Genomic DNA, 21,783 nt, shown 5'->3' with positions numbered 1-21,783 from the left:
CGACATGGACACCACCACCCCCACGCTCGAAACCTTGTTCGATCAACTGGGCCTGGACTCGAGCCAGGAAGCCATCGAGCGCTTTACCGCCGAGCATCGCCTGCCGGATGATGTCAAACTCATCGACGCACCGTTCTGGAGCGAACAACAGGCGAGTTTCCTCAAGGAACAATTGCATGTAGATGCCGAATGGGCGCCTGCGGTGGATGACCTCAACGCACTGTTGCACGAATCGCCCAAGGAATAATTCAATGCAGGCTGTCTGACTGTTCCATGCGCAACAGCGCTTGCCAGGCAGTCCTGCACTCCTCGGCCTCATCGCGGCTGGCGAAGGCGGTACCGCGCTGCTCACCATTGAGCAATACCACCCAGCAAGCTTTCTGGCCCAGGGCACGCAGGGTCTGAGGTACGCCACTGCCGATCATTACGGCCACATCGACTTTGTTTTGCATGGAGCTTCTCCGCAGCATTAGTTAGCTTGCTAACAATGTTGGCCATGCTACGGTTTTATTCCAGTTGGAAAAAGCTATCTTCGGAATAGCTTCATTGCATAAACAGCAACAATCTACGCGCTGGACGCGGCCGGATGCTCGCGTAATGCTGTTGCAGGCGGGGCGGCCGGCTCACTGGCAGGCGCCCCCCTCACCCGTGTCAGGCTTGACGCTGGTGCTTGTCGATCTGCTCGTGGCGCTCTTGCGCTTCGATGCAGTACTTGGTGGTAGGACTGATCAGCAGGCGCTTGAGGCCGATAGGCTCGCCGCTGTCATCGCACCAGCCAAAGGAATCTTCCTTGATACGCTCCAAGGCCCGCTCAAGCTGCGGCAGCATGCGCTGGTCGCGATCGATGGCATTTACCAGCCAGGTACGCTCTTCTTCCACAGAAGCGGCGTCAGCCGGGTCGGCCGGGGTGTCCAGGCTTTCAATGGCGATGCGGTTCTGTTCAATGCGCTCGTGGTGTTCCACTTTCATGTCTTGCAGCAACTTCTCGAAAAAAGCGTGCTGTTCGGCATTCATGTAGTCATCCGCCGGCATGGCCAGCAACTTTTCCTTTGTCATTGATTTCTCTATAAAAAATACGTGCATTAAGGCGAATAAGGGAGCGTTCCGGCAGGCCTCTGCAGGTCTCGGAAGGGCGCCGTCCATTTCAAGCGCCACCCGGCACTCAATTTACGAGGGGCGGCAGTCTAAGGCCGACTTGAGGGCGCAGCAACTGAAAAGACAGGCATTTTTTCCCAATTAACCCCCAAAGGCACCAGGACGGGCTTGGCGAACGGTCATCGGAGTGCGTTTATAGCAAGAAATTCAAGTTTGTGGAGCTATATAGAAGACAAACGGTTGAAAGTGGCTGATCCCGGACTAAATGTGGGAGGGGGCTTGCTCCCGATAGCGGTGTGTCAGCTTGCACATCTGTTTCTGGCTGACCGCTATCGGGAGCAAGCCCCCTCCCACATTTGATCTGATTTGGCCCTTGGATTCACTCAGCGCTTGAGCTTGCGCTTATTACGGTATTGGTCGATCACCACCGCCACCACGATGATCAGGCCCTTGATGATGTCCTGGATATACGCGTCAACGCCGACGAAGGTAAACCCGCTGGCCATCACGCCGAGGATCAGCGCGCCGATCACGGTGCCGGTGATGCGCCCTACCCCGCCCGCCAGGCTGGTGCCGCCGATCACCGCTGCGGCGATTGCATCCAGCTCATAGGACATGCCCATGCCCGCCTGGCCGGTAGCCGCACGTGCCGAAGCCACCACGCCGGCCAAGCCCGCCAGCAGGCCGGCGATGCTGTAGACGATGATCAAGTGGCGCTTGACGTTGATCCCCGAGGTGCGTGCCGCCTGCATGTTGCCGCCGATGGCGTAGGTGTATTTGCCGTACTTGGTGTAGCGCAGGGCGATATGGAAGATCACCGCTACCACCAGGAAGATAATCACCGGCATTGCGCCATGGCCGATAGCCGTATAGGAATCCGAGAGCATGCTCACCGGCTGGCCTTCGGTGTAATAACGCGCCAGGCCACGGGCCGAGACCATCATGCCCAGGGTCGCGATAAACGGCGGGATGCCGGTCACCGCAATAATGCTGCCGTTGATTGCCCCGGCCAGCAGCCCTACACCCAAGCCCATTGCCACCGGGATCCATACCGGCAGGTCGGTCAGGGACGGAAACACCGCCCGGGAAAAATCGGAGGTCTGCGCCAGGCTCGCGGCGATCATTGCTGACAAGGCCAGTACCGAGCCGGAAGACAGGTCGATCCCCGTGGTGATGATCACCTGGGTCACACCGATGGCCAGCAGGCCGATGATCGACACTTGCAGGATCATCAGCACCAGGCGCTGGGAGTTCATCAAGAAGCTCTGGTCGCGCACGATCCAGCCGAACAGTTCAAACACCAGGCCGATGCCGATCAGCACCAGGAAGATGCTCAGCTCGGTAGGCATGCGTCGACGGTTCTTGACCGGTGCCGTCGCCGGTTTGTTGTCTGTTATTGCGTTCATAACCCATCACCTTCTTATTCTGTAGATCAGTGGACCGCGGTCATGCCGGAAGCCAGCTGCATGACTTTTTCCTGGGTGGCCTCAGCGCGATCCAGGGTGCCCATCAGTTCGCCTTCGTGCATGACCATCACCCGGTCGCTCATGCCGAGCACTTCGGGCAGTTCGGAGGAAATCATGATCACCGCCATGCCTTCGCTGGCAAGGAAGGCGATCAAGCGATAGATCTCGGCCTTGGCGCCTACGTCGATGCCGCGGGTCGGCTCGTCGAGGATCAGCAGGCGTGGGTTGGTCATCAGCCAGCGCGCCAGCAAGGCCTTTTGCTGGTTGCCGCCGGACAGCGTGTCGATGCATTGCTCCAGGGATGGGGTTTTCACCCGCAGCTTCTTGCACATGTCTTCACACAACACACGCAGGGCTTTCTGCTGGATGAAGCCGTTGCCCGAATAGTGCGGCAACACTGCCATCTCCATGTTTTCCAGTACCGACAGGCACGGGAACAGGCCGCTGAGCTTGCGGTCCTCGGTCAACAGCGCAAAGCCCTTCTCGATGGCCATATGCGGGTCGGTGATGCGCACCGCCTGGCCGTCCAGGGTGATTTGCCCACCGGTGCTCGGGGTGATGCCAAAAATCGTTTCTGCCACATTGGTGCGCCCGGAGCCCATCAGCCCGGCGATGCCGAGGATTTCCCCGGCGTGCAGGTCGAAGGATACGTCCTTGAACACACCGTCCAGGCTCAGGTCGCGTACCGACAGCAGCAGGTCACCAGTGGGCGTCTCGCGTACCGGGAACAGCTGGCTCAGCTCACGCCCCACCATCATCGAGATCAGGCTGTCGCTGTCCATGCTGTCGGCACGTTGCAGGCCGATGTACTGGCCGTCACGGAACACCGCCACTTCATCGGCGATGGCGAACACTTCGTTCATTTTGTGCGTGATGTAGACGATGCCTTTGCCCTGGGACTTGAGGTCGGCAATGATCGAAAACAGGTGGGCCACCTCCTTGTCGGTGATCGCCGAGGTGGGCTCATCCATGATCAGGATGTCGGAGTCATAGGACACCGCCTTGGCAATCTCGACCATCTGCCGCTCGGCGATGCTCAGGTTGCCGACCTGTTCTTCGGGGTCGAGGTTGATGCGAAGGCGCGCCAGCAACTCGGCGGTGCAACGATGCATTTCGCGGTGGTTGACCATGTGCAGGCTGTTGAGCTGCTCGCGGCCGATCCAGATGTTCTCGGCGATGCTCATGTGCGGCATCAGGTTGAGTTCCTGGTGGATCATCGCGATCCCGGCTTTCTGTGCCGCCAGCGGTGTGTCAAACACGATGGGCTTGCCGCGCAGGCGGATTTCCCCAGCGTCGGGCTGATAGATACCGGCGATGATTTTCATCAAGGTCGACTTGCCTGCGCCATTCTCGCCCATCAGCGCCAGCACCGTGCCGGGACGCACACGCAGTTGTACGTCGGCCAGGGCCACGACGCCGGGAAAGCCTTTGCTGATGTTGACGATTTCCAACAGGTAGGGTTCGTCCAGCGGCAACGGCTGGATACCGGGAGGCTGCGAGACAGCGGCATGAGCGAGCATAAGACGGTACTCCATCAGCAGGGCGGGCACGACCGCCCTGCCGGTTCATTGTTGTGATGTCAGGGCTACTTGAACTGGGCGACGTTGTCCGGAGTAATCAGCTGGAACGGAATGATCACGTTCTGCTCGACCGGCTCGTTCCTGGCCATCTTGCGCGCCGCCTCCACCGAACCCACGGCCTGGCCCTTGGCGTCCTGGAACGCGGAGGCGGCCATGTCACCCTTGGTGATTGCATTCAAGCCGTCCGGCGTACCGTCGACACCCGCGATCAGCACGCTGCCCTTTTCCTTGCCGGCCGATCTCAGCGCCATGGATGCACCAATGGCCATCTCATCGTTGTTGGCCAGCACTGCGTTGAACTCGCGGCCCTGGGTCAGCCAGTCGTTGACCAGGGTCATGCCCTTGTCCCGCAGCCAGATGCCGGTCTGTTCCTGTTCGATCTTGATGTCCGGGTACTTGGCGAGTACTTCCTTCACGCCCTTGGTGCGGTTGGTGGTGGAATTGTTCGCCAGGTCGCCCAGCAGGATCACGATCTTGCCCTTGCCACCGAGTTTCTCAGCGATGTACTGCATTTGCAGGCGTCCGGCCTCGACATCATCTGAGGTCACCGCCACCACGTCCTTGGGCAGGTCTTTCTGGTCGGGCCGGCGGTTGACGAACACCAGCGGAATGCCCGCCTTGGTCGCGGCATTGATGATGTTCTTGGTCGAGGCGGTATCGACCGGGTTGACGATAATGGCGTCGACTTTCTGACTGATGAAGTTCTCCACCTGGCTCAGTTGCTTGACCACATCGGCACGGGCATCTTCAAACTGCAGTTGCACGCCATCGCCCTTGGGGTAGGACTTGGCTTGCTTGTCCATGTCTTCGCGCAGGTAGGTAAGGAAGGTGTCATCGAACGCGGACATCGTGACGCCCACCTTGAGATCGGCGGCGCCGGCAACACCACTGGCCAGCAGGATGGACAGGGCCAGCGCGGTAAAACGGATCGGGGTCTTCATGAACGGTCTGTCTCCACTTTCTTGTTGGTTTTTTTGGACGTTGCGTTGATCAGGCCTCGGCCGGCACTCGCACCACCGGCGCGCCTGGAATGCAGCAGAGCAGCGCGCCCTGGTTTTCGACGCACAGCACATTAAGGAAGGAGAAGTAGAACGGTCGGGCGCGGGGCAGGCGGCGAGGCGTTTGAGCTGGGCGTAAAACTCGCAGTACAGCGTTGAAGATTTTCATCTGACGGTACCTGGTTGTTTTTGATCTTGTTTTTGTTGAGTCGCCCCAAACGTGTGCGGGACGGACTTTATGCAACCTGGAAAAGACTCTATTAGAAAATAATTTCCATATCAACCTGTTTTAGAATTTTATTCTATTTTTGTCGAAACCACCTGCTGGCGCTCGGCACTCACTCGCGCGGCATCCAATATACGGGTGGTTTCCAGCGCGTCATAGGCGCTTACCGGCAGCGGCCCCTGGCCGTGCACCGCCGCTTGCAGCTGGCGATAGAACTGGGTCCAGCAGCCCTTCTCCGACGGCACCCGCTCACGTTCCGGCCCCTGCTCGAACCAGCCCCAGCGTCGATGTTCCTCGGCCCCCCAATGCTCGCCTTCGGTCTTCGGCGATTTACCGGCCATCAACGCGTCTTCCTGGCCGTCCAAGCCTTCGACGGTGTAGCAACCCAAGCTGCCACTGACCCGAAAGCGTGGTGCCTGGCTGTTCTGCAAGGCGTTGCCCCACAGGTGTGAAATCACGCCATTGGCGTGGGTCAAGGAAACAAAGAAGCCGTGATCCACGCTGGGGTATTGCGCGGTGTAGTGCAGTTGGGCGAACACTCGATCCACCGGGCCGAACAGTTGCAGCGCCTGGTCCACCAGATGGCTGCCCAGGTCGCGCAGCCATCCGCCGCCACTGGCATTGCCCACAGCCTCTGGGCTGTAGCGCTCCACGCGGGATTCAAACCGGGTGATGCTGCCGAGGGCACCGGCGTCGATGAGTTTGCGCAGGGTCAGGTAATCCGAGTCCCAGCGCCGGTTCTGGTAGACGCTGAGCAGGGAACCCTGGCGCTCGGCGGCGGTGATCAAGGCTTGGGCCTGTTCGGCGTTGGCGGCAAAGGGTTTATCGCTGACCACGGTTACGCCGTGTTCAATGGCTTCCAGTACTAATGCAGGGCGGCCTTTGAGGGTGGTGGAGATGACCAGGGCGTCGACGCCGGCTTCGACGATCTGGCCGATGGAGTCAAAAGCCTTCACGCCTGGAAGGTCGGTAATTAATTGCTGGCGGCGTTCGGCTGAGCGTGTGACGACGCCTACAAACGTCGCGCCTTGCAACGTTGCAATCAGCGGCGCATGAAAGAAGCGCCCTCCGTGGCCGTAGCCGACTAGTCCAATTCGCATGCATACACTCCTGACTTGAAGTGAAAACCAATCCAAATGTGGGAGGGGGCTTGCTCCCGATAGCGGTAGATCAGATACATACTGGGTGACTGACCCACCGATATCGGGAGCAAGCCCCCTCCCACATTGACCAGGTTCCACCTGTGAGATTGGGATCAGCTGTAGAAGTGTGGGCGATCCGGCAAGCTGACTTTCACAATCTGCCCGCTGCCCTGGGCTTCAATGCAGGCATCTGCCGCCACCGCCGCCGCATACCCATCCCAGGCCGACGGCCCACCCACCTGTCCAGCGCGCACGCTGTCAATGAAGGCCTGCAACTCCACGTCATAGGCGCCGATAAAGCGGTCCTTCCAGTCCATCAGGATCGCGTTGGACAGCTTCGCGTCACTGCGCAGTTGCACCTGGGACGGCTCCGGCAACTTGGCGATGCCGGTCTCCCCCACCACTTCGCACTGGATGTCGTAGCCGTATTGGCAGTTCACAAATACCTCCACGTCGATACGCGTGCCCTTGGCGGTTTCCAGCAGCACGATCTGCGGGTCGCGCAGGTGGGCCAGGGCCTTGCTGGTCTTGCGCGGGAACACCACCTGTACGCTAACGTAGTCGTCGTCGAGCAGCCAGCGCAACACATCCAACTCGTGGATCAGGGTGTCGGTGATCGCCATGTCAGTCTTGTAGTTCTCGCCCACCGTGGGGTTACGGTGCGCGCAGTGCAGCATCAACGGCTCGCCGATCTGGCCGCTGTCGATTACGGCTTTCAAGGCACGATAGCCTTCGTCATACGGACGCATGAAACCCACTTGCACCAGGCGCTTGCCATGGGCGACTTCGGCTTCGACGATCTTGCGACAACCTTCGGCGGTGACCGCCAGAGGCTTTTCACAGAACACCGGTTTGCCGGCGGCGATGGCGGCCAGTACGAACGCTTCGTGGCTTGGACCCCATGAAGTCACCAGCACCGCTTCGACCTGCGGCGAGCTGATCAGTGCATGGCCGTCCGGGTACACCTCTGCGTCCAGCTTCAAGTCCGCGACCACCTTGGCGGCCTGCTCAAGGTTGATATCGGTGACCGCCACCACCTGGCTGTTGAGCAGGGTCTGGCTGCAACGACGGATATGGTCACGGCCGATGGCGCCTGTGCCGATTACACCTATCCGCAGTGAATTAGAAAGCAAAGACATGCAAACACTCCTCTTGTTATTAGTACTGCCGGGCTTTCGCCAGGTTTTCATTGAGTTTTTTCGCAGCGGCATTGGTGCGTTCGCTGGTGGACACCTGCGCCACGCCCACCCGCCACCACGACAGGTAGCCGTGAATCATGGTCTTGGGCAGCACCTTGATATCGATCAGCGTCGAGACGCTTTGCGCGCGCGCATCCGCCAGGGCCGCTTCGAGCTGTTCCACCGTGCTGACCTTGTAAGTCTTGCAGCCATAGGCCGCCGCACTCATGGCGAAGTCCACCGGCACCAGGCCACCGTCGAGCTTGCCGCTCTCGGGGTTGCGGTAGCGGAACTCGGTGCCGAAGCTGTCCATGCCATTGCCGATCTGCAGGTTGTTGATACAGCCGAAAGCCATGTTGTCGAGCAGCACCACGTTGATCTTGCGCCGCTCCTGGATCGAGGTGGCCAGTTCCGAGTGCAGCATCATGTAGGAGCCATCACCGACCAGCGCATAGACCTCCTTGGTCGGCTCGGCCAGCTTCACGCCAAGGGCCGCGTTGATCTCGTAGCCCATGCACGAATAGCCGTATTCGACGTGGTAGGTGTTGACGCCCTTGCTGCGCCAGGCCCGTTGCAAATCGCCAGGCAGGCTGCCGGCGGCGGCGACGATGATCGCGTCGTCGGCCAGGCTCTGGTTGAGCACGCCAAGCACCCGGCTTTGGGTCAGGCATGAGCCGGTCAGCTCGATAAATTCACGCAGTACTCCACGGTCCAGGTGGTCGTCGACTTCGGGGACGAACCCATCGCCCTGGTATTCCACCTGATGCACACGATCCACTTCGGCATCGAGTTGCGCCTTGGCGTCAGCGATTTGCTCACCCCAGCCGGAGCGGTAATCGCCCAGGGCGTCAGCCAGCGCTTGAAGGGCGACTTTTGCATCCGCCAGCACTTGCACACCGTCGAGTTTCAAGGCGTCGCACGGGCTGATATTGAGGTTGAGAAACTTCACCTCGGCGTGCTTGAACAGCGATTTGGACGAGGTGGTGAAGTCGGTATAACGGGTGCCGATGCCAATGATCAGGTCGGCTTCGGGTGCCAGCAGGTTGGCCGCCAGGCAGCCGGTTTCGCCGATGCCGCCGACATTCAGCGGATGGCTGGAAACCACTGCGCTCTTGCCCGCCTGGGTTTCCGCAAAGGGAATCGCAAAGCGCTCGGCGAAGGCTTGCAGCGCGGCATTGGCGCCGGAGTACTTCACCCCGCCACCGCAAATGATCAGCGGCTTGCGCTTGCCATGAAACGCGGCAAGCGCATCACCGATCATCGCCGCAGTGGCCGGGCGCCGGTCGATGCGGTGCACGCGTTTTTGCAGGAAGTAGTCGGGATAGTCCCAGGCTTCGGCCTGTACGTCCTGTGGCAGCGCCAGAGTCACCGCGCCGGTTTCCGCAGGATCTGTGAGCACGCGCATGGCCTGGATCGCCGCCGTCATCAATTGCTCAGGGCGGTTGATGCGGTCCCAGTATTTGCTCACGGAGCGAAACGCGTCGTTGGTGCTGATGCTCAGGTCGTGGAACTGCTCGATCTGCTGCAGCACCGGATCCGGCTGGCGGCTGGCGTAGACATCGCCGGGCAACAGCAGCAACGGGATGCGGTTGGCCGTGGCGGTGGCCGCAGCGGTGAGCATATTCGCAGCGCCAGGCCCGACCGAGGCGGTGCATGCATAGATCTTGCGCCGCAGGTGCTGCTTGGCAAAACCGATGGCGGCATGGGCCATGCCCTGCTCGTTGCGGCCCTGGTGCACCACCAAGTCGCCGCTGTCCTGTTCCAGGGCCTGGCCGAGACCCAACACATTGCCATGGCCGAAAATGGTAAATACGCCGGCAACAAACTTGCTCTGTACGCCGTCGACTTCGATGTATTGGTTATCCAGGAACTTCACCAGGGCCTGGGCCATGGTCAATCGTGTGGTGGTCATGACGCGCCCCTTATGGTTTTTGCAGGTGGGCGATGCTTGCCCCCAAGGCCTGCTGGATATCCGCTAACCCATGCACGCTTTCGGCAAAGGGTTCGAACGACAGATAGCCGCTGTAGCCAGTACTCAGCAAGGTATCGATCTGCACCGCATTGCCGAGGATATCGCCCTCGCCTACCAGTACGCGGTGGCCGTCGCCGATCGCGTTGAGCGGCGCGTCGTGATCTTCCACCCCGGAGATATGCACCAGACCGGTCAGTTCGGGAAAGAACTCATGCTCGCCGGCCAGGTGATGGTGGAAGGTGTCATGCACCACTCGGAACACATCCAGGCCACCGATGGACTTGATCGCCTCCACCGCCACGCGCTTGCGACGCAGGGCGGATACTTCAAAGCCCAGGGGTTCGACGAAACCGAGAATCCCGTACTCGCGCAGGATGGGCGCCAGTTCGCTCAACGCGGTGCGCAAAGCGGCGGCGCGCTGCGCGTCGGTGCGCGTGTCGCCGGGCTCATTGAACGGGCACATCACCAGACCCTGGGCACCGCATTCACGCGCGTAGGTGGCAAGCTCCAACGCTTGGGCACGGCGCTCGTCGTTCCACACGTCAAAGGGGTACAACGCGTTGATCGACAGCACCGTAATACCCTGCGCCGCGCACAACTCACGCACGCGAGTGGCGGGCATGCCGTATTCGATTTCGCGGTTCTTTAGGTCGTTGCGGATCTCGATGGCATCGCACTTGAGGGCCTTGGCCATCTGGATGAAATCCGCCAGGGCCAGGTCAGGCGCGACCATGCGGTTAAGGGCAAAACGTAGCGGCGACTTCATTGTTGTTGTTCTCCGTCCAAACCGTTTAAAGGTCCAGCAGCCAGCTGTGCTGCGGGTCGTTATGGAAATGCCAGGCGCGCTTTGGGCCGGCCATCACGTTGAGGTAATACGACTCGTAGCCGTATGGCACGCTGACCGGGTGGTAACCCTTGGGCACCACCACCAGGTCGCTGTTTTCCACGGCCATGGCCTGGTCGATGCTGCGGTCATCGGTGTACACGCGCTGGAAGACAAAGCCCTGGGGCGGGTTGATCTGGTGGTAATAGGTCTCTTCCAGGAAGCTCTGGTGCGGCAGGTCGTCGGTGTCGTGCTTGTGCGGCGGGTAGCTTGAGGAATGCCCCGACGGTGTGCGCACTTCCACCACCAGCAGCGAATGGGCCGGCTCGCTATCGGGCAGGATGTCGCACACATAGCGGGTGTTGGCGCCTTTGCCACGCACACTGCGCTTGCACTGCTCGGGGCGGATCAGGCGCGGGGCAAAACCCTGGGCACCCGGAGCGGCGCAGACGGCGATCTGTACATCGCTCAAGGCGCTGACCTGAGCATCGGTGCCAGGCGGCAGGTAGGCGGCGAACGGTGATTTGTCTTCGAACACCGACTGGCGATCACCGAGGTTCTGCCAACTGAAACCCGCGCCTTCGATGTTTACCCGACCGCTGAGCAACACCAGGCACAACTCCTGATCGCCCGCGCTGATCGGCAGGCTTTCGCCCAGGCTCAGGCGGTAGGCGGCAAAGCCTACGTAGTCCAGGCGCCCGGCTTCCAGGGCGACCATGGTTTGCCCGCGTTTGCTGCTTTTGACCAACAAGCTCATCACTCAAGTCCTCTGGTTGAGAAGCGCACGCAAGGTGTCATAACCCTTTTTTGCGTAGATATAACTGGGCGCCACGGCCGGGTCCTGCTCGGCTTCCACCACCAGCCAGCCCTCGTAGTTCGCCGCCAGCAGTACGTCCAGCAACGGTGCAAAATCGATGTCGCCATCGCCGGGCACAGTGAAAGTGCCGTTGACGATGCAATCGGGAAAGCTCCACATCTGGTTGCGCGCCAGTTGCACCACGGGTTTGCGCACATCCTTGAAATGCACGTGGCAGACACGGTCGATATGCTTGCGCAACACCTCGATGGGTTCGCCGCCGCCCATGTAGCAGTGGCCCGAATCGAACAGCAGGCCGACTTCAGGCCCCGTGCGCTGCATCAGCTGGTCGATGTCTTCGGGGGACTCGACATAGGCGCCCATATGGTGGTGGTACGCCAGGCGTACCCCCTGGGACAGGGTGAAGCGCGCCAGTTCGGTGAGTTTGTCGGCATAGTCCTGCCAAGCCTGCTCGCTATGGAAACGCGGGCGTTCGATCAAACGAATGCGCGAGCCCTGGATCGAATCAGCCACTTCGCCATACACCAGCACCGAGGCGCCGTTGTGCCTGAGCAGTTCGACATGACCGGCAATCGCCTCGATTTCCTCGGCCACGGAGCGACGGGCCAGGCGGCTGGAGTACCAGCCGGAGACGAGGGCCAGGTCATAGGGGCGCAACACGTCGCCGACACCCTTGGCATCCTTGGGGAATTTGCCGTTGAGTTCAAAACCTTCGTAGCCGATGTCCTTGCCTTCGCTCAGGGCCGTGCTCAGCGGGGTTTCACCGCCGAGGGCCGGCAGGTCGTCGTTGCTCCAGGAGATCGGGTTGATGCCAATTCGGATTGCGGGCATGGCTGCACCTTTATTATTCAAGTCGCTTCTCAACTGTAGGAGCGAGCTTGCTCGCGAAGATCGCTAACGATTACACCGGCATTCTGACGAAACGCGGTGTCCATGCGTTTTTCGCGAGCAAGCTCGCTCCTACAGGTATCGGTCATGTATCAGGTTCGAGCACTGCGCCAGGCATTGATGAGTTGTTCGAAGGTAGCCTGTACCTGCTGGATCAAGGTCTCATCATCGATCTCCCCCGCCATCCACGCCCGGCTCGGCTCCTGGAAGATCGTGCGGCCTACGGCAAACCCACGGCAGGTGGTGCTCAGGCGTGCTTGCTGGAAACCATCGGCGAGGCATTCGGCGGACGCGTTCAGGCCCAGCAGCACCACGCCCCGGCAGTACGGGTCGCGCTCCTGGATCAGTTCGTCGAGCTTCTTCCAATCCTCGGCCGACTGCGCCTCGATCTTCCACCAGGCCGGGTAGATGCCCAGGTTGTACAGGCGCTTGAGGCTGCGGTAGAGCACGTCGGGGTAAGTCGATGGATGATCCTTGGGCGGGATGACTTCCAGCAGCAGCTCATGCCCGCTCACGATGGAGGCCTCGTACACCGCCTTGAGTTGCGCTTCCTGCTCCAGGCGCAGCATCGGTTCGTCATCGGGGTGGAATTGCACCAGGCACTTGATGATCTGTTCCTGGGGCCAGGCAATCAGGTTGCTGCCCACCGAGCGGCCGTGTTCGAACGCCAGGGGCCGTGAGTTCTGCACTTCCACCGGGCGTGCGATCCACCAGCCGCGACCGCTGGCGGCGTTGAGGGCATCCTGGCCGAAACGTTGGTCGGCGAGCAGGCCCACGTCGGCCTCGACGCCCTGCTCGCCGAGCTTGCGCTCCACGCGTTCGATGGCCTGGATAAACAACTGCTTGATCGCGCTGATGCGCGCAGGGTCCTGGCCGCCCTTTTGCGCCAGGTCCACCAGTTGCCAGCGGTGGTCGAAGGCAAACACGAACAATTGCTTCCATGCCTTGCGCGGCACCGTTACGCGGTGCAGGCGTTGCAGGGTCACGTCCTGGTCCGGGCGGGTAATGGGCACCGGGCTGCTGAACAGGTAATCGAGCTCAGCGGGAGTAGGCATGGCCGGCGCACAGGCATGGCGCGAAACCACCAGGCCACCGCAGGCATTGGCCAACTGACTGCAACGTTCATCGCTGGCGTCATTGATCCAACCGCTGAGGAAGCCTGACATGAAGGCATCGCCGGCCCCCAGCACATTGAGCACTTCCACGCGCACACCGGGGTAGATCGCCCCGTCCTCCAGCCGCGCAGGAATCGCGCCGTGGATGACCGTACAACCCTGGGGACCCAGCTTGACTACCAGGGTCGCAGGCGTCAGTTCGCGTACGGTGCGCAACGCGGTGAGCAGGTCTTCACTGCCACCGGCGATAAGGAATTCTTCTTCGGTGCCGACGATCAGGTCGAAACGCGGCAGGATCTTCTGCACATGCTGGCTGACATTTTGGTCGGCGACGAAACGGGTTTCGCCATCGGCCTTGCCCGCCAGGCCCCACAGCACCGGGCGGTAGTCGATATCCAGCACGCGCTTGACGTTGTGCTTGGCGGCGTAATCCAGGGCCTGGATGCTGGCCTTGTACACGCCGTCGGTGGAGAAGTGCGTACCGGTGATCAACAGCGCTTTGCTGGAGGCAATAAAGGCTTCGCTGATGTCTTCGGCGCGCAGGGCCATGTCGGCGCAGTTTTCGCGGTAGAACACCAACGGGAAGGTTTCACGATCCTTGAGGCCCAGCAGCACCAGGGCGGTGAGGCGCTCCGGGTCGACCTTGATACCGCTGACATCGCAGCCTTCACGGGCCAGGGATTCCACCAGAAAACGGCCCATATGGTCGTCGCCCACGCGGCTCAGCATCGCTGACTTGAGACCCAGCCTGGCGGTGCCGAAGGCGATGTTGGCGGAAGAACCGCCGAGGTACTTGGCGAAGCTGGTCACGTCCTCAAGCCGCGCACCGACTTGCTGCGCATAGAGGTCGACGCCCAGGCGCCCGAGGCAAATCAGATCCAATTGACGCCCACTGGCAAAACGAGTCTGGCCCATGCTGGCTCCTGTTATTTTTATCAGCCTGCGTTGTGCCGCCGTGGCGACGGCAAACGCTCTTGGTGGGAGCAGACTAGAACGTCCAGCGGTAGCAATCAATATTTATTCCATAATTATTTTTAGTGGAATATTTTTTCCAATACGTCAGCATAGCGGCACGCCAGCGCCCGTGCATCGTTTCAGCAGGCCACACGGGCCGTGATGCCGAGGTATTTTTTTGCGCCTACCCTGTAGACTTGCGCCACCCATCAGCGCATCAGACGAACACGCCAGAAGGATTGCCCATGTCCCGCACCGATCCCGAGACCACCCTGGAAGAAACTGTCGCCAGCCCTCCGATCAATGCCGAACGCCTGTTGCAGCTGATCACCGACGAATACGAGAGCCTGCCGCGCCAGCTCAAGCGCATCGCCAGCTACATGAGTCAGCAGAGCGACCGGATCATGGTCGACCGCATCAGCGACATTGCCCGCGAATGCGAAGTGCACCCCTCGGCCATCGTGCGGTTCTCCCAGCGTTTCGGCTTCAGCGGGTTCAGCGAGATGCAGGCGCTGTTTCGCGAGGCGTATACCCACAAGACCACGCCGGTGCAGAACTACCAGCAGCGCATCCGCAGCATGATCGCCAATAAATCGCAGAAGGCCAGCGGCGGCGACCTGGCGCGCGAATGCGTCAACGCGACCCTCTCCGGCATCGAGCGCCTGGGCCTGGAGCTGGACGATACCGCCTTCGAAAAAGCCGTGGACCTGGTGGTCAATGCCGACAACATCTACGTGGTTGGCGTGCGTCGCTCCTTCGCGGTGGCCGACTACCTGGTCTACAACCTGCAGCACACCAACAAGCGCATCCACCTGATCTCTGGCCTGGGCGGCAGTTATCGCGAGCAGATGCGCAGTGTGCGCGCTAATGACCTGGTGATCGCGATCAGCTTCACGCCCTACGGCAAGGAGACCCAGCACTGTCTGCGCATTGCCCAGCATCACCAGGCCAAGACCCTGATCATCACTGACAGCAACCTGTCACCGCTGGCCAAGCGCGCGAATGCGGTATTGCTGGTGAATGAAGGTTCGTCGTTTGCCTTTCGCTCGCTGAGCGCCACCTTGTGCCTGTGCCAGGCGCTGTTTATTGCGGTGGCGTATCGGTTGGAATTGAAGGTGGATGAGATTCATGAGCAGGTCGGGTTCGACGACTGACGCGCACTACCTGTAGGAGCGAGCTTGCTCGCGAAAAACCCATAGGCATTGCGGCCATCCAGAATGCCCGCGTTATCGTTAACGATCTTCGCGAGCAAGCTAGCTCCTACAGTAATTGCGCCAGGGCCCGGCCGTGGAAGCGGATCTGCGCGAGGGTCAACGCGGTGTAGCCGATAATCACGGCGGGCGGCAACGTCACATCGACACAAAACTTGCCCAACGGTTGCAAGCTCAACCCGGCGTTGGCGGCGCGGGCGCAGAAGTCCGCCTCTTGCACCCCGGGCGGCAACCACAACACAAAATGCAGCCCGGCCTGCTGGCCACTGACCGTGACGCCCTCCGGCAGACAGGCAAGCAACGCATCCCGCCGCGCCTGATACGCCTGGCGAGAAGCCCGCAGGTGCCGCACGAAGGCACCACTGCCAAAAAATTCCACCAAGCCCAACTGGTCGGTTGCACCCACTGAATGCCCGGTCAGTTGCAAGGTGCGCAGCAGTGCCGGGCGCAGGATCTTGGGCACCACCATGAAGCCGACCCGCAAGCCGGGAAACAGGTTTTTGTTGAAGCTTCCGCAATAGAGCACGCGGTCGTTCGAATCCAGGGACTTGAGCGCCGCCAGGGGTGCGCTGTTGTAGTTGTACTCGCTGTCGTAGTCATCCTCCACCACCCAGGCATCCGCCCGGTTCGCCCAGTCCAGCAGTGCCAGGCGGCGTGACACCGATAGGGTCACGCCCAGCGGCGCCTGGTGCGCTGGGCTGACATAGGCCAGCCGTGCGTGCTCGGGGAGCTGGTCGGTATCGAGGCCTTCGGCCGTGACGGCGATCGCCTGGACCCGCGCCCCGGCGAGGCCGAACAAACGCCGCGCCGGTGTGTAGCCGGGGTCTTCGACGCAGGCGGTGTCACCTGGCTGGAGCAGCGTGCGTGCAATCAGGTCAAGGCCATGGCGAATGCCCGTGGTGACGATCACTTCATCAGCCTCGCACTGCATGCCGCGATAGCGGCGCAGGTAATCCGCGATCAGTTCGCGCAAGGCCGGCAACCCGCCGGGGTGCGCAGCCTCCAGCACGCCGGGACCTGCCGCCAGCAACCCGCGGGAGAGGCAGCGCGCCCAGGTTTTCAGGTCGAACAGGCTGGCATCCGGGCGTCGTGCGACAAAGGGCACGTGGCTCTGCACGCCGGCGTGAGGTAAGTCGGGCTCAACCGGTCGGCGCAGGTTTTGCTTGGCCACCGGGGCTGCGATGAACTGCTCCGGAATCACCGCACACACCCGCGTGCCGGAGCCGGCCACACGCTGCACATAGCCTTCGCTGTGCAAACGGTCAAAAGCGGCCTCGAGGGTGCCACGTGAGACCTGCCAGCGCTCGGCCAGGCTGCGGGTCGACGGCAAACGACTGCCTGCCGGCAACTGTCGAGCCAGGATTGCCTCGCGCAACGCCTCGTAGGCGCCCTGCTGCTTGCCTGCATCCAGCGTATCGGGGCGCGGCAGGTCAGGGTTGGAGGCAGCTTTTCCGCGGCTCATAGTGGTCCAGTCATCCATGGCATAAGTGGTCCTGAGGATTAAACCACAAAGTCGCTAGAGTCCGGGCTCTACTCATTGCGAAGAAACCCGCCCATGACTCAACGCCTTCTCGCTCCGTGGTTCTGGCTGACTTTGCTGACGGTCCTGGTGGGCCTGCCGCGCCTCACCCTGGATTTGCATTTGCCCGCCCTGCCCGCCATGGCCGACTACTTCCACACCCAGGACAGCCAGTTGCAACTGGTCCTGACCCTGTACACCCTCGGCTCGGCGATTTCCCTGCTGGTCAGCGGCCCGCTCACCGACCGCTTCGGCCGACGCCCGGTGCTGTTGGCCGGATTGACGCTGTATGTGCTGGCGACCGTGACCTGCGCCCTGGCAGATAGCCTCGGCGTGCTGGTCATTGCGCGGCTGTTCCAGGCGCTCGGCGGGTGCTGCACCACGGTGATTGGCCGAGTGATCGTGCGCGATTATTTTGACCGCGATGAGCAGGCGCGTCTGTTGGGGTTGATCTCCATGGCGATGGCCGTATCGCCCATGGCCGCGCCAGTGCTCGGTAGCCTGTTGTTGCCGCTCTTGGGTTGGCGTGGCTTGTTTGTATTACTCGCGGTGATCGGTTGCGTGCTTTGTGTAATCGTCCAACGCCGCCTGCCTGAAACCCGCCCGCAGCAAGTGGCCGCTGCACCGCCCAGCCACTTGCTGCGCACCTACAGCCAACTGCTGCGCGACCGCTACTTCCTGCGTTATGCCTTGGCGATCGGCTGCGCGTACAGCACGTATTTTCCGTTTATCAGCGAGTCTTCGGCATTGCTGCAACGGGGCTTTGATTTGACGCCGACCGCCTACGCCCTGGTGTTTGCCGCGACAATCAGCGGTTACATGCTCGGTGCCAACCTGTTCCGGCGTCTGGTGCAGCGGTTCGGGGCCGACCGCTTGATCAGCGTCGCCATCGGCTTGAATGTGCTGGGCAGCGTCATGCTCGCGCTAGCCACGGCACTGCTGCCACAGACGTGGCTGGCCATTGTGGTACCGATGGTGGTGATCATGGTGTCGGTGGGCCTGACGATGCCTGCCTGCCAGCTGTCTGTGTTGCAGCCGTATGGGGCGATTGCCGGCACGGCGTCGGGGCTGTTCTTTTTTATCCAGATGTTTGTCACGGCACTGAGCAGTTGGGCCACCGGGCTGCTGTCGGACGGTACTTCGCTGCCGTTGGTGATCATGACCTCGCTTGCCAGCGCATTGCTGGTCACAAGCTGGCTGACCCTGCGCAAAACGCAAAGTGGGAGGGAACAAGGTCCCTCCCACTCTTCACCGAGCCAGGCTCGGATTTAGTGCATGAAGATCGCGATCAGGATGATCAGCGGAATCGGCACGCCGAGGAACCACAGCAGTAATGAGCGCATTATATTCTCCTTAAGTGAACGGGCCTTGAATTAACGAACGTAGTTTTCGGTTTCGACATACACCACGGCATCCCGGCGGCGACCGCCAAAGGTAGCGGCGAAACTGGCGAAGAATGCACCGATCAACAGCGCCACGAAGGTCCACAGCGAGGTATAGGCGGCAACTTTCGCGGCGGTGTCGGCGGCTTGCTTGGCTTTTACCTTGGCATCTTCGATGGCTTTGCGGGCATCGCCGTAGACTTTGTCGATACGCGCTTCAGCATCGGCCTGGCTGAGGTTGGTGCGCTGGCTGATCAGTTGGGCCAGGTAGGCACGGTCTTCAGCAGCAAGTTGGCCGTCATTGCTCAGGGTGCGGGCGAAAATGCGACCGACCACGGCGTGTGCGGCGTCATCGCTGACTGCGGCTGGGCGGTCATCGCGGAACAGGCTGTCGACGTAGTAGCCGAAGTCACCACTATCGGCACCCTGTGCTGCGTTGCCGGCCGCTTGGGTCATGCCACTGGCGGCGCCAGACGCGACACTGGCACCGGCTTGCACGCCGCCGCTGACGACGCTGCTGACGGAACCGACCACCAACATCGCGGTGATCAGTGTCGCCACTGCCCAGGCCAGGAAGCCATGGGCGGTGTCGCGAAAGTACACCTCATCGCCATGCATATTGGCCCACTTTACCCGCAACCGACCGGCGATGTAGCCGCCCAGTCCCGACGCAACAATCTGGGTAAAGGCCAGCCAGACAATCGTGGAAATGCCCAGGCCCTTGGCACTGATGCCACTGTCGGCCCACGGCGAGACCGCCGAAAAGCCCAGGCCGAAGCCCAGCAGCACCAGAATTAATGACAAGGCAGCCGCCGCAGCGGCCCCGGCGAAGATCGCCCCCCAGGAAACCCCGGAGAGCGTGCTTGACTCTTGCAGCGTGGATGAGGATGTGATCATTGTTGTTTTGCTCCAGGCATGAAAAATAGTGTTACAAGTCTCAAAAGGGACAGTGCAGGCACCATGCCAGTCGCGTATAAAATTAAATTCTTTAAATTTCAAAAGCTTAGGAAGATTGAACTTATCCAAACCATGCAAGTTGCAAGAACTGTCTGCTGTAGGCGGGCGTTATGCATTCCCTGTGGGAGGGGGTTTGCTCCCGATAGCGGTGTACCAGGCTATAAAACTTGTCCTGACAGACCGCTATCGGGAGCAAGCCCCCTCCCACATTGGATCCGTGCCAGTCACGAACAGGTGACGGCTCTGCCTAGATGAAGTTTTATTTAGGAAACATTCAGCAACTTCTTGGCAAAATACCCGCACTTCTAGTGTGAACGCTCACCAGGTAATCCTATGACCCGCATTTTGACCATCGAGGATGACGCCGTAACGGCCCGCGAGATCGTCGCCGAGCTGAGTAGCCATGGACTGGACGTAGATTGGGTGGACAACGGCCGCGAAGGCCTGGTCCGTGCCGTCAGTGGTGATTACGACCTGATCACCCTCGACCGCATGTTGCCCGAACTGGATGGCCTGGCCATCGTCACCACCTTGCGCACCATCGGGGTGTCGACGCCGATCCTGATGATCAGCGCGCTCTCGGATGTCGACGAGCGCGTACGCGGCCTGCGTGCCGGGGGCGATGACTACCTGACCAAGCCGTTCGCCTCCGACGAAATGGCCGCCCGCGTCGAAGTGCTGCTGCGGCGCAAAAGCACGGTCAAGGAGTTCGAGACCGCCCTGCGCGTGGCCGACCTGGAACTGAACCTGATCAGCCGCGAAGCCAGCCGTGCCGAGCAACCGCTGACCCTGTTGCCTACCGAATACAAACTGCTGGAATTCCTGATGCGCAACACCGGGCAGATTCTCTCGCGGATGATGATCTTCGAAGAAGTCTGGGGTTATCACTTCGACCCCGGCACCAACCTGATCGATGTGCACATCGGTCGCCTGCGCAAAAAGATCGACCCACCGGGCCTTACGCCGTTGATCCGCACGGTACGAGGTTCCGGTTATGTCATTGCTGAACCCCTCTAAAGGCTGGCGTTCTTCCAGCAGCCGCTTGTTGGCGCTGTACAGTTCGTTGTTCGTGGCCTGGAGCTGCATCCTCATGGGGGTGCTGTACTACGAGGTATCAGGTTACCTGGGCGATTTGTCGCGCCACTCCCTGCTGCAGCGCCAGCATTTGTTCCAGCGCTTCGACGGCGAAGAACTGGTGGAGGCCTTGACCACCAGCATGACCTTCGACATGAAGGGCGTGGACGCCTATGGTCTGTTCGATGAGCAATTTCGCCCCCTGAGCGGGCCGATCCGTACGGTGCCGGCCGACCTGCCTTTGGATGGCAAGATCCACGCGCTGGCCAATTGCGTCGAATCCGACGACCCGAAACTGCCCAAGGACAGCTGCGACGCCGTGGCTACCCGCACCGGCGACGGGCGCTGGCTGGTGCTGGTGCGCGCCAACGGTTCGCTGTTCGGCGTGACTCGGATCATCTGGCACGCCTTGCTGTGGGCCCTATCGTTGACCATCATCCCTGGCGCTGCCGGCTGGCACCTGCTGCGCCGTCGCCCGCTGCGGCGGATTCGCGGGATCCAGGCCAGCGCCGAAGCCATCGTCGCCGGTGACCTGACGCACCGCTTGCCGCTGTCCAACCGCCGTGACGAGTTGGACATGCTCGCCGCCATCGTCAACGCCATGCTCGACCGCATCGAGAAACTGATGAACGAGGTCAAGGGTGTGTGCGACGCCATCGCCCACGACCTGCGTACCCCACTCACACGCCTGCGCGCACAGCTTTACCGCATCAAGCAGCAAGCCGAGGAAGACTCCGCCCACGCAGTGAAACTCGATGACGCCATTGCCGAAACCGACACGCTGATGGCGCGCTTTCGCGGGCTGCTACGTATTTCCGAACTGGAAGACCATCAGCGTCGGTCTGGCTTCCTAGTGCTGGACCCACTGCCGCTGCTGCGCGAATTGCACGACTTCTATCTGCCCCTGGCCGAAGAGGGTGAAATGGAGTTGGTATTACAGGCACCCGAATCACTGCCATGGGTGACAGGCGACCGCGCGCTGTTGTTTGAAGCCTTGGCCAACCTGTTGAGTAACTCGATCAAGTTCACCCCGCCCAATGGCAAGGTGATCCTGCGGGCGGTCAATGATATGGGCAGCACCCGTATCGAAGTGCTTGACTCAGGGCCGGGGATTCCGGCGGCCGAGCGCGCTTCGGTATTCCAGCGCTTTTATCGGGTGGATGAAAGCGATCAGCACGGCGGTTTTGGCTTGGGGTTGTCGATTGTGGCGGCGATCATCAACTTGCACGGCTTCAAGCTCGACGTCGGCACCAGCGAACTGGGCGGCGCCCGGCTGGTGCTGGAGTGTCGCCAGCAGTTGATACCTGACTAGATCGTCGGGGCACAGAGAACCAAATGTGGGAGGGGGCAAGCCCCGGTACAAACCGGGGACATCGTTTACATTTC

General features: G+C 61.0%; 20 protein-coding genes. 5 read left to right on the top strand and 15 right to left on the bottom strand.

Going from position 1 to position 21,783, the window contains the following annotated elements; genetic code table 11:
• The first annotated feature begins 4 nt into the window (after positions 1-4).
• A complete protein-coding gene (locus QZR30_RS18015; RefSeq protein ID WP_034120024.1) occupies positions 5-247 on the top strand; it encodes a DUF2789 domain-containing protein in 243 nt (80 codons plus the stop codon).
• A 1-nt stretch (position 248) separates the two neighbouring features.
• On the opposite strand, the gene QZR30_RS18010 is transcribed toward QZR30_RS18015, so the two are convergent.
• The 13 genes from QZR30_RS18010 to QZR30_RS17950 form a co-directional block, all read right to left on the bottom strand.
• The gene (locus QZR30_RS18010; protein ID WP_056846458.1) at positions 249-452 is read right to left on the bottom strand and encodes a hypothetical protein; all 204 of its coding nucleotides are present in this window, start codon (positions 450-452) and stop codon (positions 249-251) included.
• Between the two features lie 199 nt (positions 453-651).
• The gene (locus QZR30_RS18005; protein WP_003191666.1) at positions 652-1,056 is read right to left on the bottom strand and encodes a TraR/DksA family transcriptional regulator; all 405 of its coding nucleotides are present in this window, start codon (positions 1,054-1,056) and stop codon (positions 652-654) included.
• A gap of 422 nt (positions 1,057-1,478) precedes the next feature.
• Positions 1,479-2,501, bottom strand: a complete 1,023-nt coding sequence (locus QZR30_RS18000) for an ABC transporter permease (RefSeq protein ID WP_003191668.1) — start codon at positions 2,499-2,501, stop codon at positions 1,479-1,481.
• Between the two features lie 26 nt (positions 2,502-2,527).
• Positions 2,528-4,081, bottom strand: coding sequence for a sugar ABC transporter ATP-binding protein (locus QZR30_RS17995; protein ID WP_311903801.1), 1,554 nt, complete (start codon positions 4,079-4,081; stop codon positions 2,528-2,530).
• Positions 4,082-4,146: 65 nt separating this feature from the next.
• Positions 4,147-5,082 (bottom strand): sugar ABC transporter substrate-binding protein, encoded by a 936-nt coding sequence (locus QZR30_RS17990; protein ID WP_046072288.1) that lies wholly within the window; start codon positions 5,080-5,082, stop codon positions 4,147-4,149.
• Positions 5,083-5,131: 49 nt separating this feature from the next.
• Complete coding sequence (locus tag QZR30_RS17985; protein WP_173664485.1) at positions 5,132-5,308, bottom strand: hypothetical protein; 177 nt, start codon at positions 5,306-5,308, stop codon at positions 5,132-5,134.
• Between the two features lie 128 nt (positions 5,309-5,436).
• Positions 5,437-6,465 (bottom strand): Gfo/Idh/MocA family protein, encoded by a 1,029-nt coding sequence (locus QZR30_RS17980; RefSeq protein ID WP_311903800.1) that lies wholly within the window; start codon positions 6,463-6,465, stop codon positions 5,437-5,439.
• 155 nt (positions 6,466-6,620) lie between these two features.
• A complete protein-coding gene (locus tag QZR30_RS17975) occupies positions 6,621-7,646 on the bottom strand; it encodes a Gfo/Idh/MocA family protein (protein WP_046072286.1) in 1,026 nt (341 codons plus the stop codon).
• 19 nt (positions 7,647-7,665) lie between these two features.
• A complete protein-coding gene (gene iolD, locus QZR30_RS17970) occupies positions 7,666-9,597 on the bottom strand; it encodes a 3D-(3,5/4)-trihydroxycyclohexane-1,2-dione acylhydrolase (decyclizing) (protein WP_311903798.1) in 1,932 nt (643 codons plus the stop codon).
• Between the two features lie 10 nt (positions 9,598-9,607).
• A complete protein-coding gene (locus QZR30_RS17965) occupies positions 9,608-10,423 on the bottom strand; it encodes a TIM barrel protein (protein WP_059397604.1) in 816 nt (271 codons plus the stop codon).
• A 25-nt stretch (positions 10,424-10,448) separates the two neighbouring features.
• A complete protein-coding gene (gene iolB / locus QZR30_RS17960) occupies positions 10,449-11,237 on the bottom strand; it encodes a 5-deoxy-glucuronate isomerase (RefSeq protein WP_046072283.1) in 789 nt (262 codons plus the stop codon).
• A 3-nt stretch (positions 11,238-11,240) separates the two neighbouring features.
• Entirely contained in the window at positions 11,241-12,128 is an 888-nt protein-coding gene (iolE, locus tag QZR30_RS17955) for a myo-inosose-2 dehydratase (protein WP_046072282.1), read from the bottom strand.
• Between the two features lie 149 nt (positions 12,129-12,277).
• Positions 12,278-14,215 carry a bifunctional 5-dehydro-2-deoxygluconokinase/5-dehydro-2-deoxyphosphogluconate aldolase gene (locus tag QZR30_RS17950; protein WP_059397605.1) on the bottom strand — a complete coding sequence of 646 codons (1,938 nt, stop codon included), beginning with the start codon at positions 14,213-14,215 and terminating at the stop codon, positions 12,278-12,280.
• Between the two features lie 284 nt (positions 14,216-14,499).
• On the opposite strand from QZR30_RS17950, the gene QZR30_RS17945 reads away from it, so the two are divergent.
• On the top strand, positions 14,500-15,408 hold the full coding sequence (locus tag QZR30_RS17945) for a MurR/RpiR family transcriptional regulator (protein ID WP_043050572.1): 909 nt from the start codon (positions 14,500-14,502) through the stop codon (positions 15,406-15,408).
• A gap of 106 nt (positions 15,409-15,514) precedes the next feature.
• Here the strand turns inward: QZR30_RS17945 and pdxR are convergent, their stop codons facing one another.
• Positions 15,515-16,927: a MocR-like pyridoxine biosynthesis transcription factor PdxR gene (gene pdxR / locus QZR30_RS17940; RefSeq protein ID WP_311903793.1), complete on the bottom strand. Its 1,413-nt coding sequence runs from the start codon at positions 16,925-16,927 to the stop codon at positions 15,515-15,517.
• A gap of 93 nt (positions 16,928-17,020) precedes the next feature.
• On the opposite strand from pdxR, the gene QZR30_RS17935 reads away from it, so the two are divergent.
• A complete protein-coding gene (locus QZR30_RS17935) occupies positions 17,021-18,256 on the top strand; it encodes a multidrug effflux MFS transporter (protein WP_311903791.1) in 1,236 nt (411 codons plus the stop codon).
• A gap of 101 nt (positions 18,257-18,357) precedes the next feature.
• Here QZR30_RS17935 and QZR30_RS17930 read toward each other — a convergent pair whose 3' ends face one another.
• Positions 18,358-19,263, bottom strand: a complete 906-nt coding sequence (locus tag QZR30_RS17930; protein ID WP_056846465.1) for a hypothetical protein — start codon at positions 19,261-19,263, stop codon at positions 18,358-18,360.
• A gap of 393 nt (positions 19,264-19,656) precedes the next feature.
• Here QZR30_RS17930 and QZR30_RS17925 point away from each other — a divergent pair, with 393 nt between their 5' ends.
• Both QZR30_RS17925 and QZR30_RS17920 read left to right on the top strand, forming a co-directional pair.
• A complete protein-coding gene (locus tag QZR30_RS17925) occupies positions 19,657-20,340 on the top strand; it encodes a response regulator transcription factor (RefSeq protein WP_005787712.1) in 684 nt (227 codons plus the stop codon).
• Positions 20,318-21,709 (top strand): sensor histidine kinase, encoded by a 1,392-nt coding sequence (locus tag QZR30_RS17920; RefSeq protein ID WP_046072278.1) that lies wholly within the window; start codon positions 20,318-20,320, stop codon positions 21,707-21,709. Before QZR30_RS17925 ends, QZR30_RS17920 begins: the two co-directional genes overlap by 23 nt.
• Positions 21,710-21,783 lie beyond the last annotated feature (74 nt).

Origin of the sequence: Pseudomonas sp. rhizo25 (assembly GCF_031931935.1) — a bacterium.
Taxonomy (GTDB): domain Bacteria; phylum Pseudomonadota; class Gammaproteobacteria; order Pseudomonadales; family Pseudomonadaceae; genus Aquipseudomonas; species Aquipseudomonas synxantha.
The sequence above is the reverse complement of the archived record's forward strand: the minus strand, read 5'-3'. Positions and strand labels throughout refer to the sequence as shown.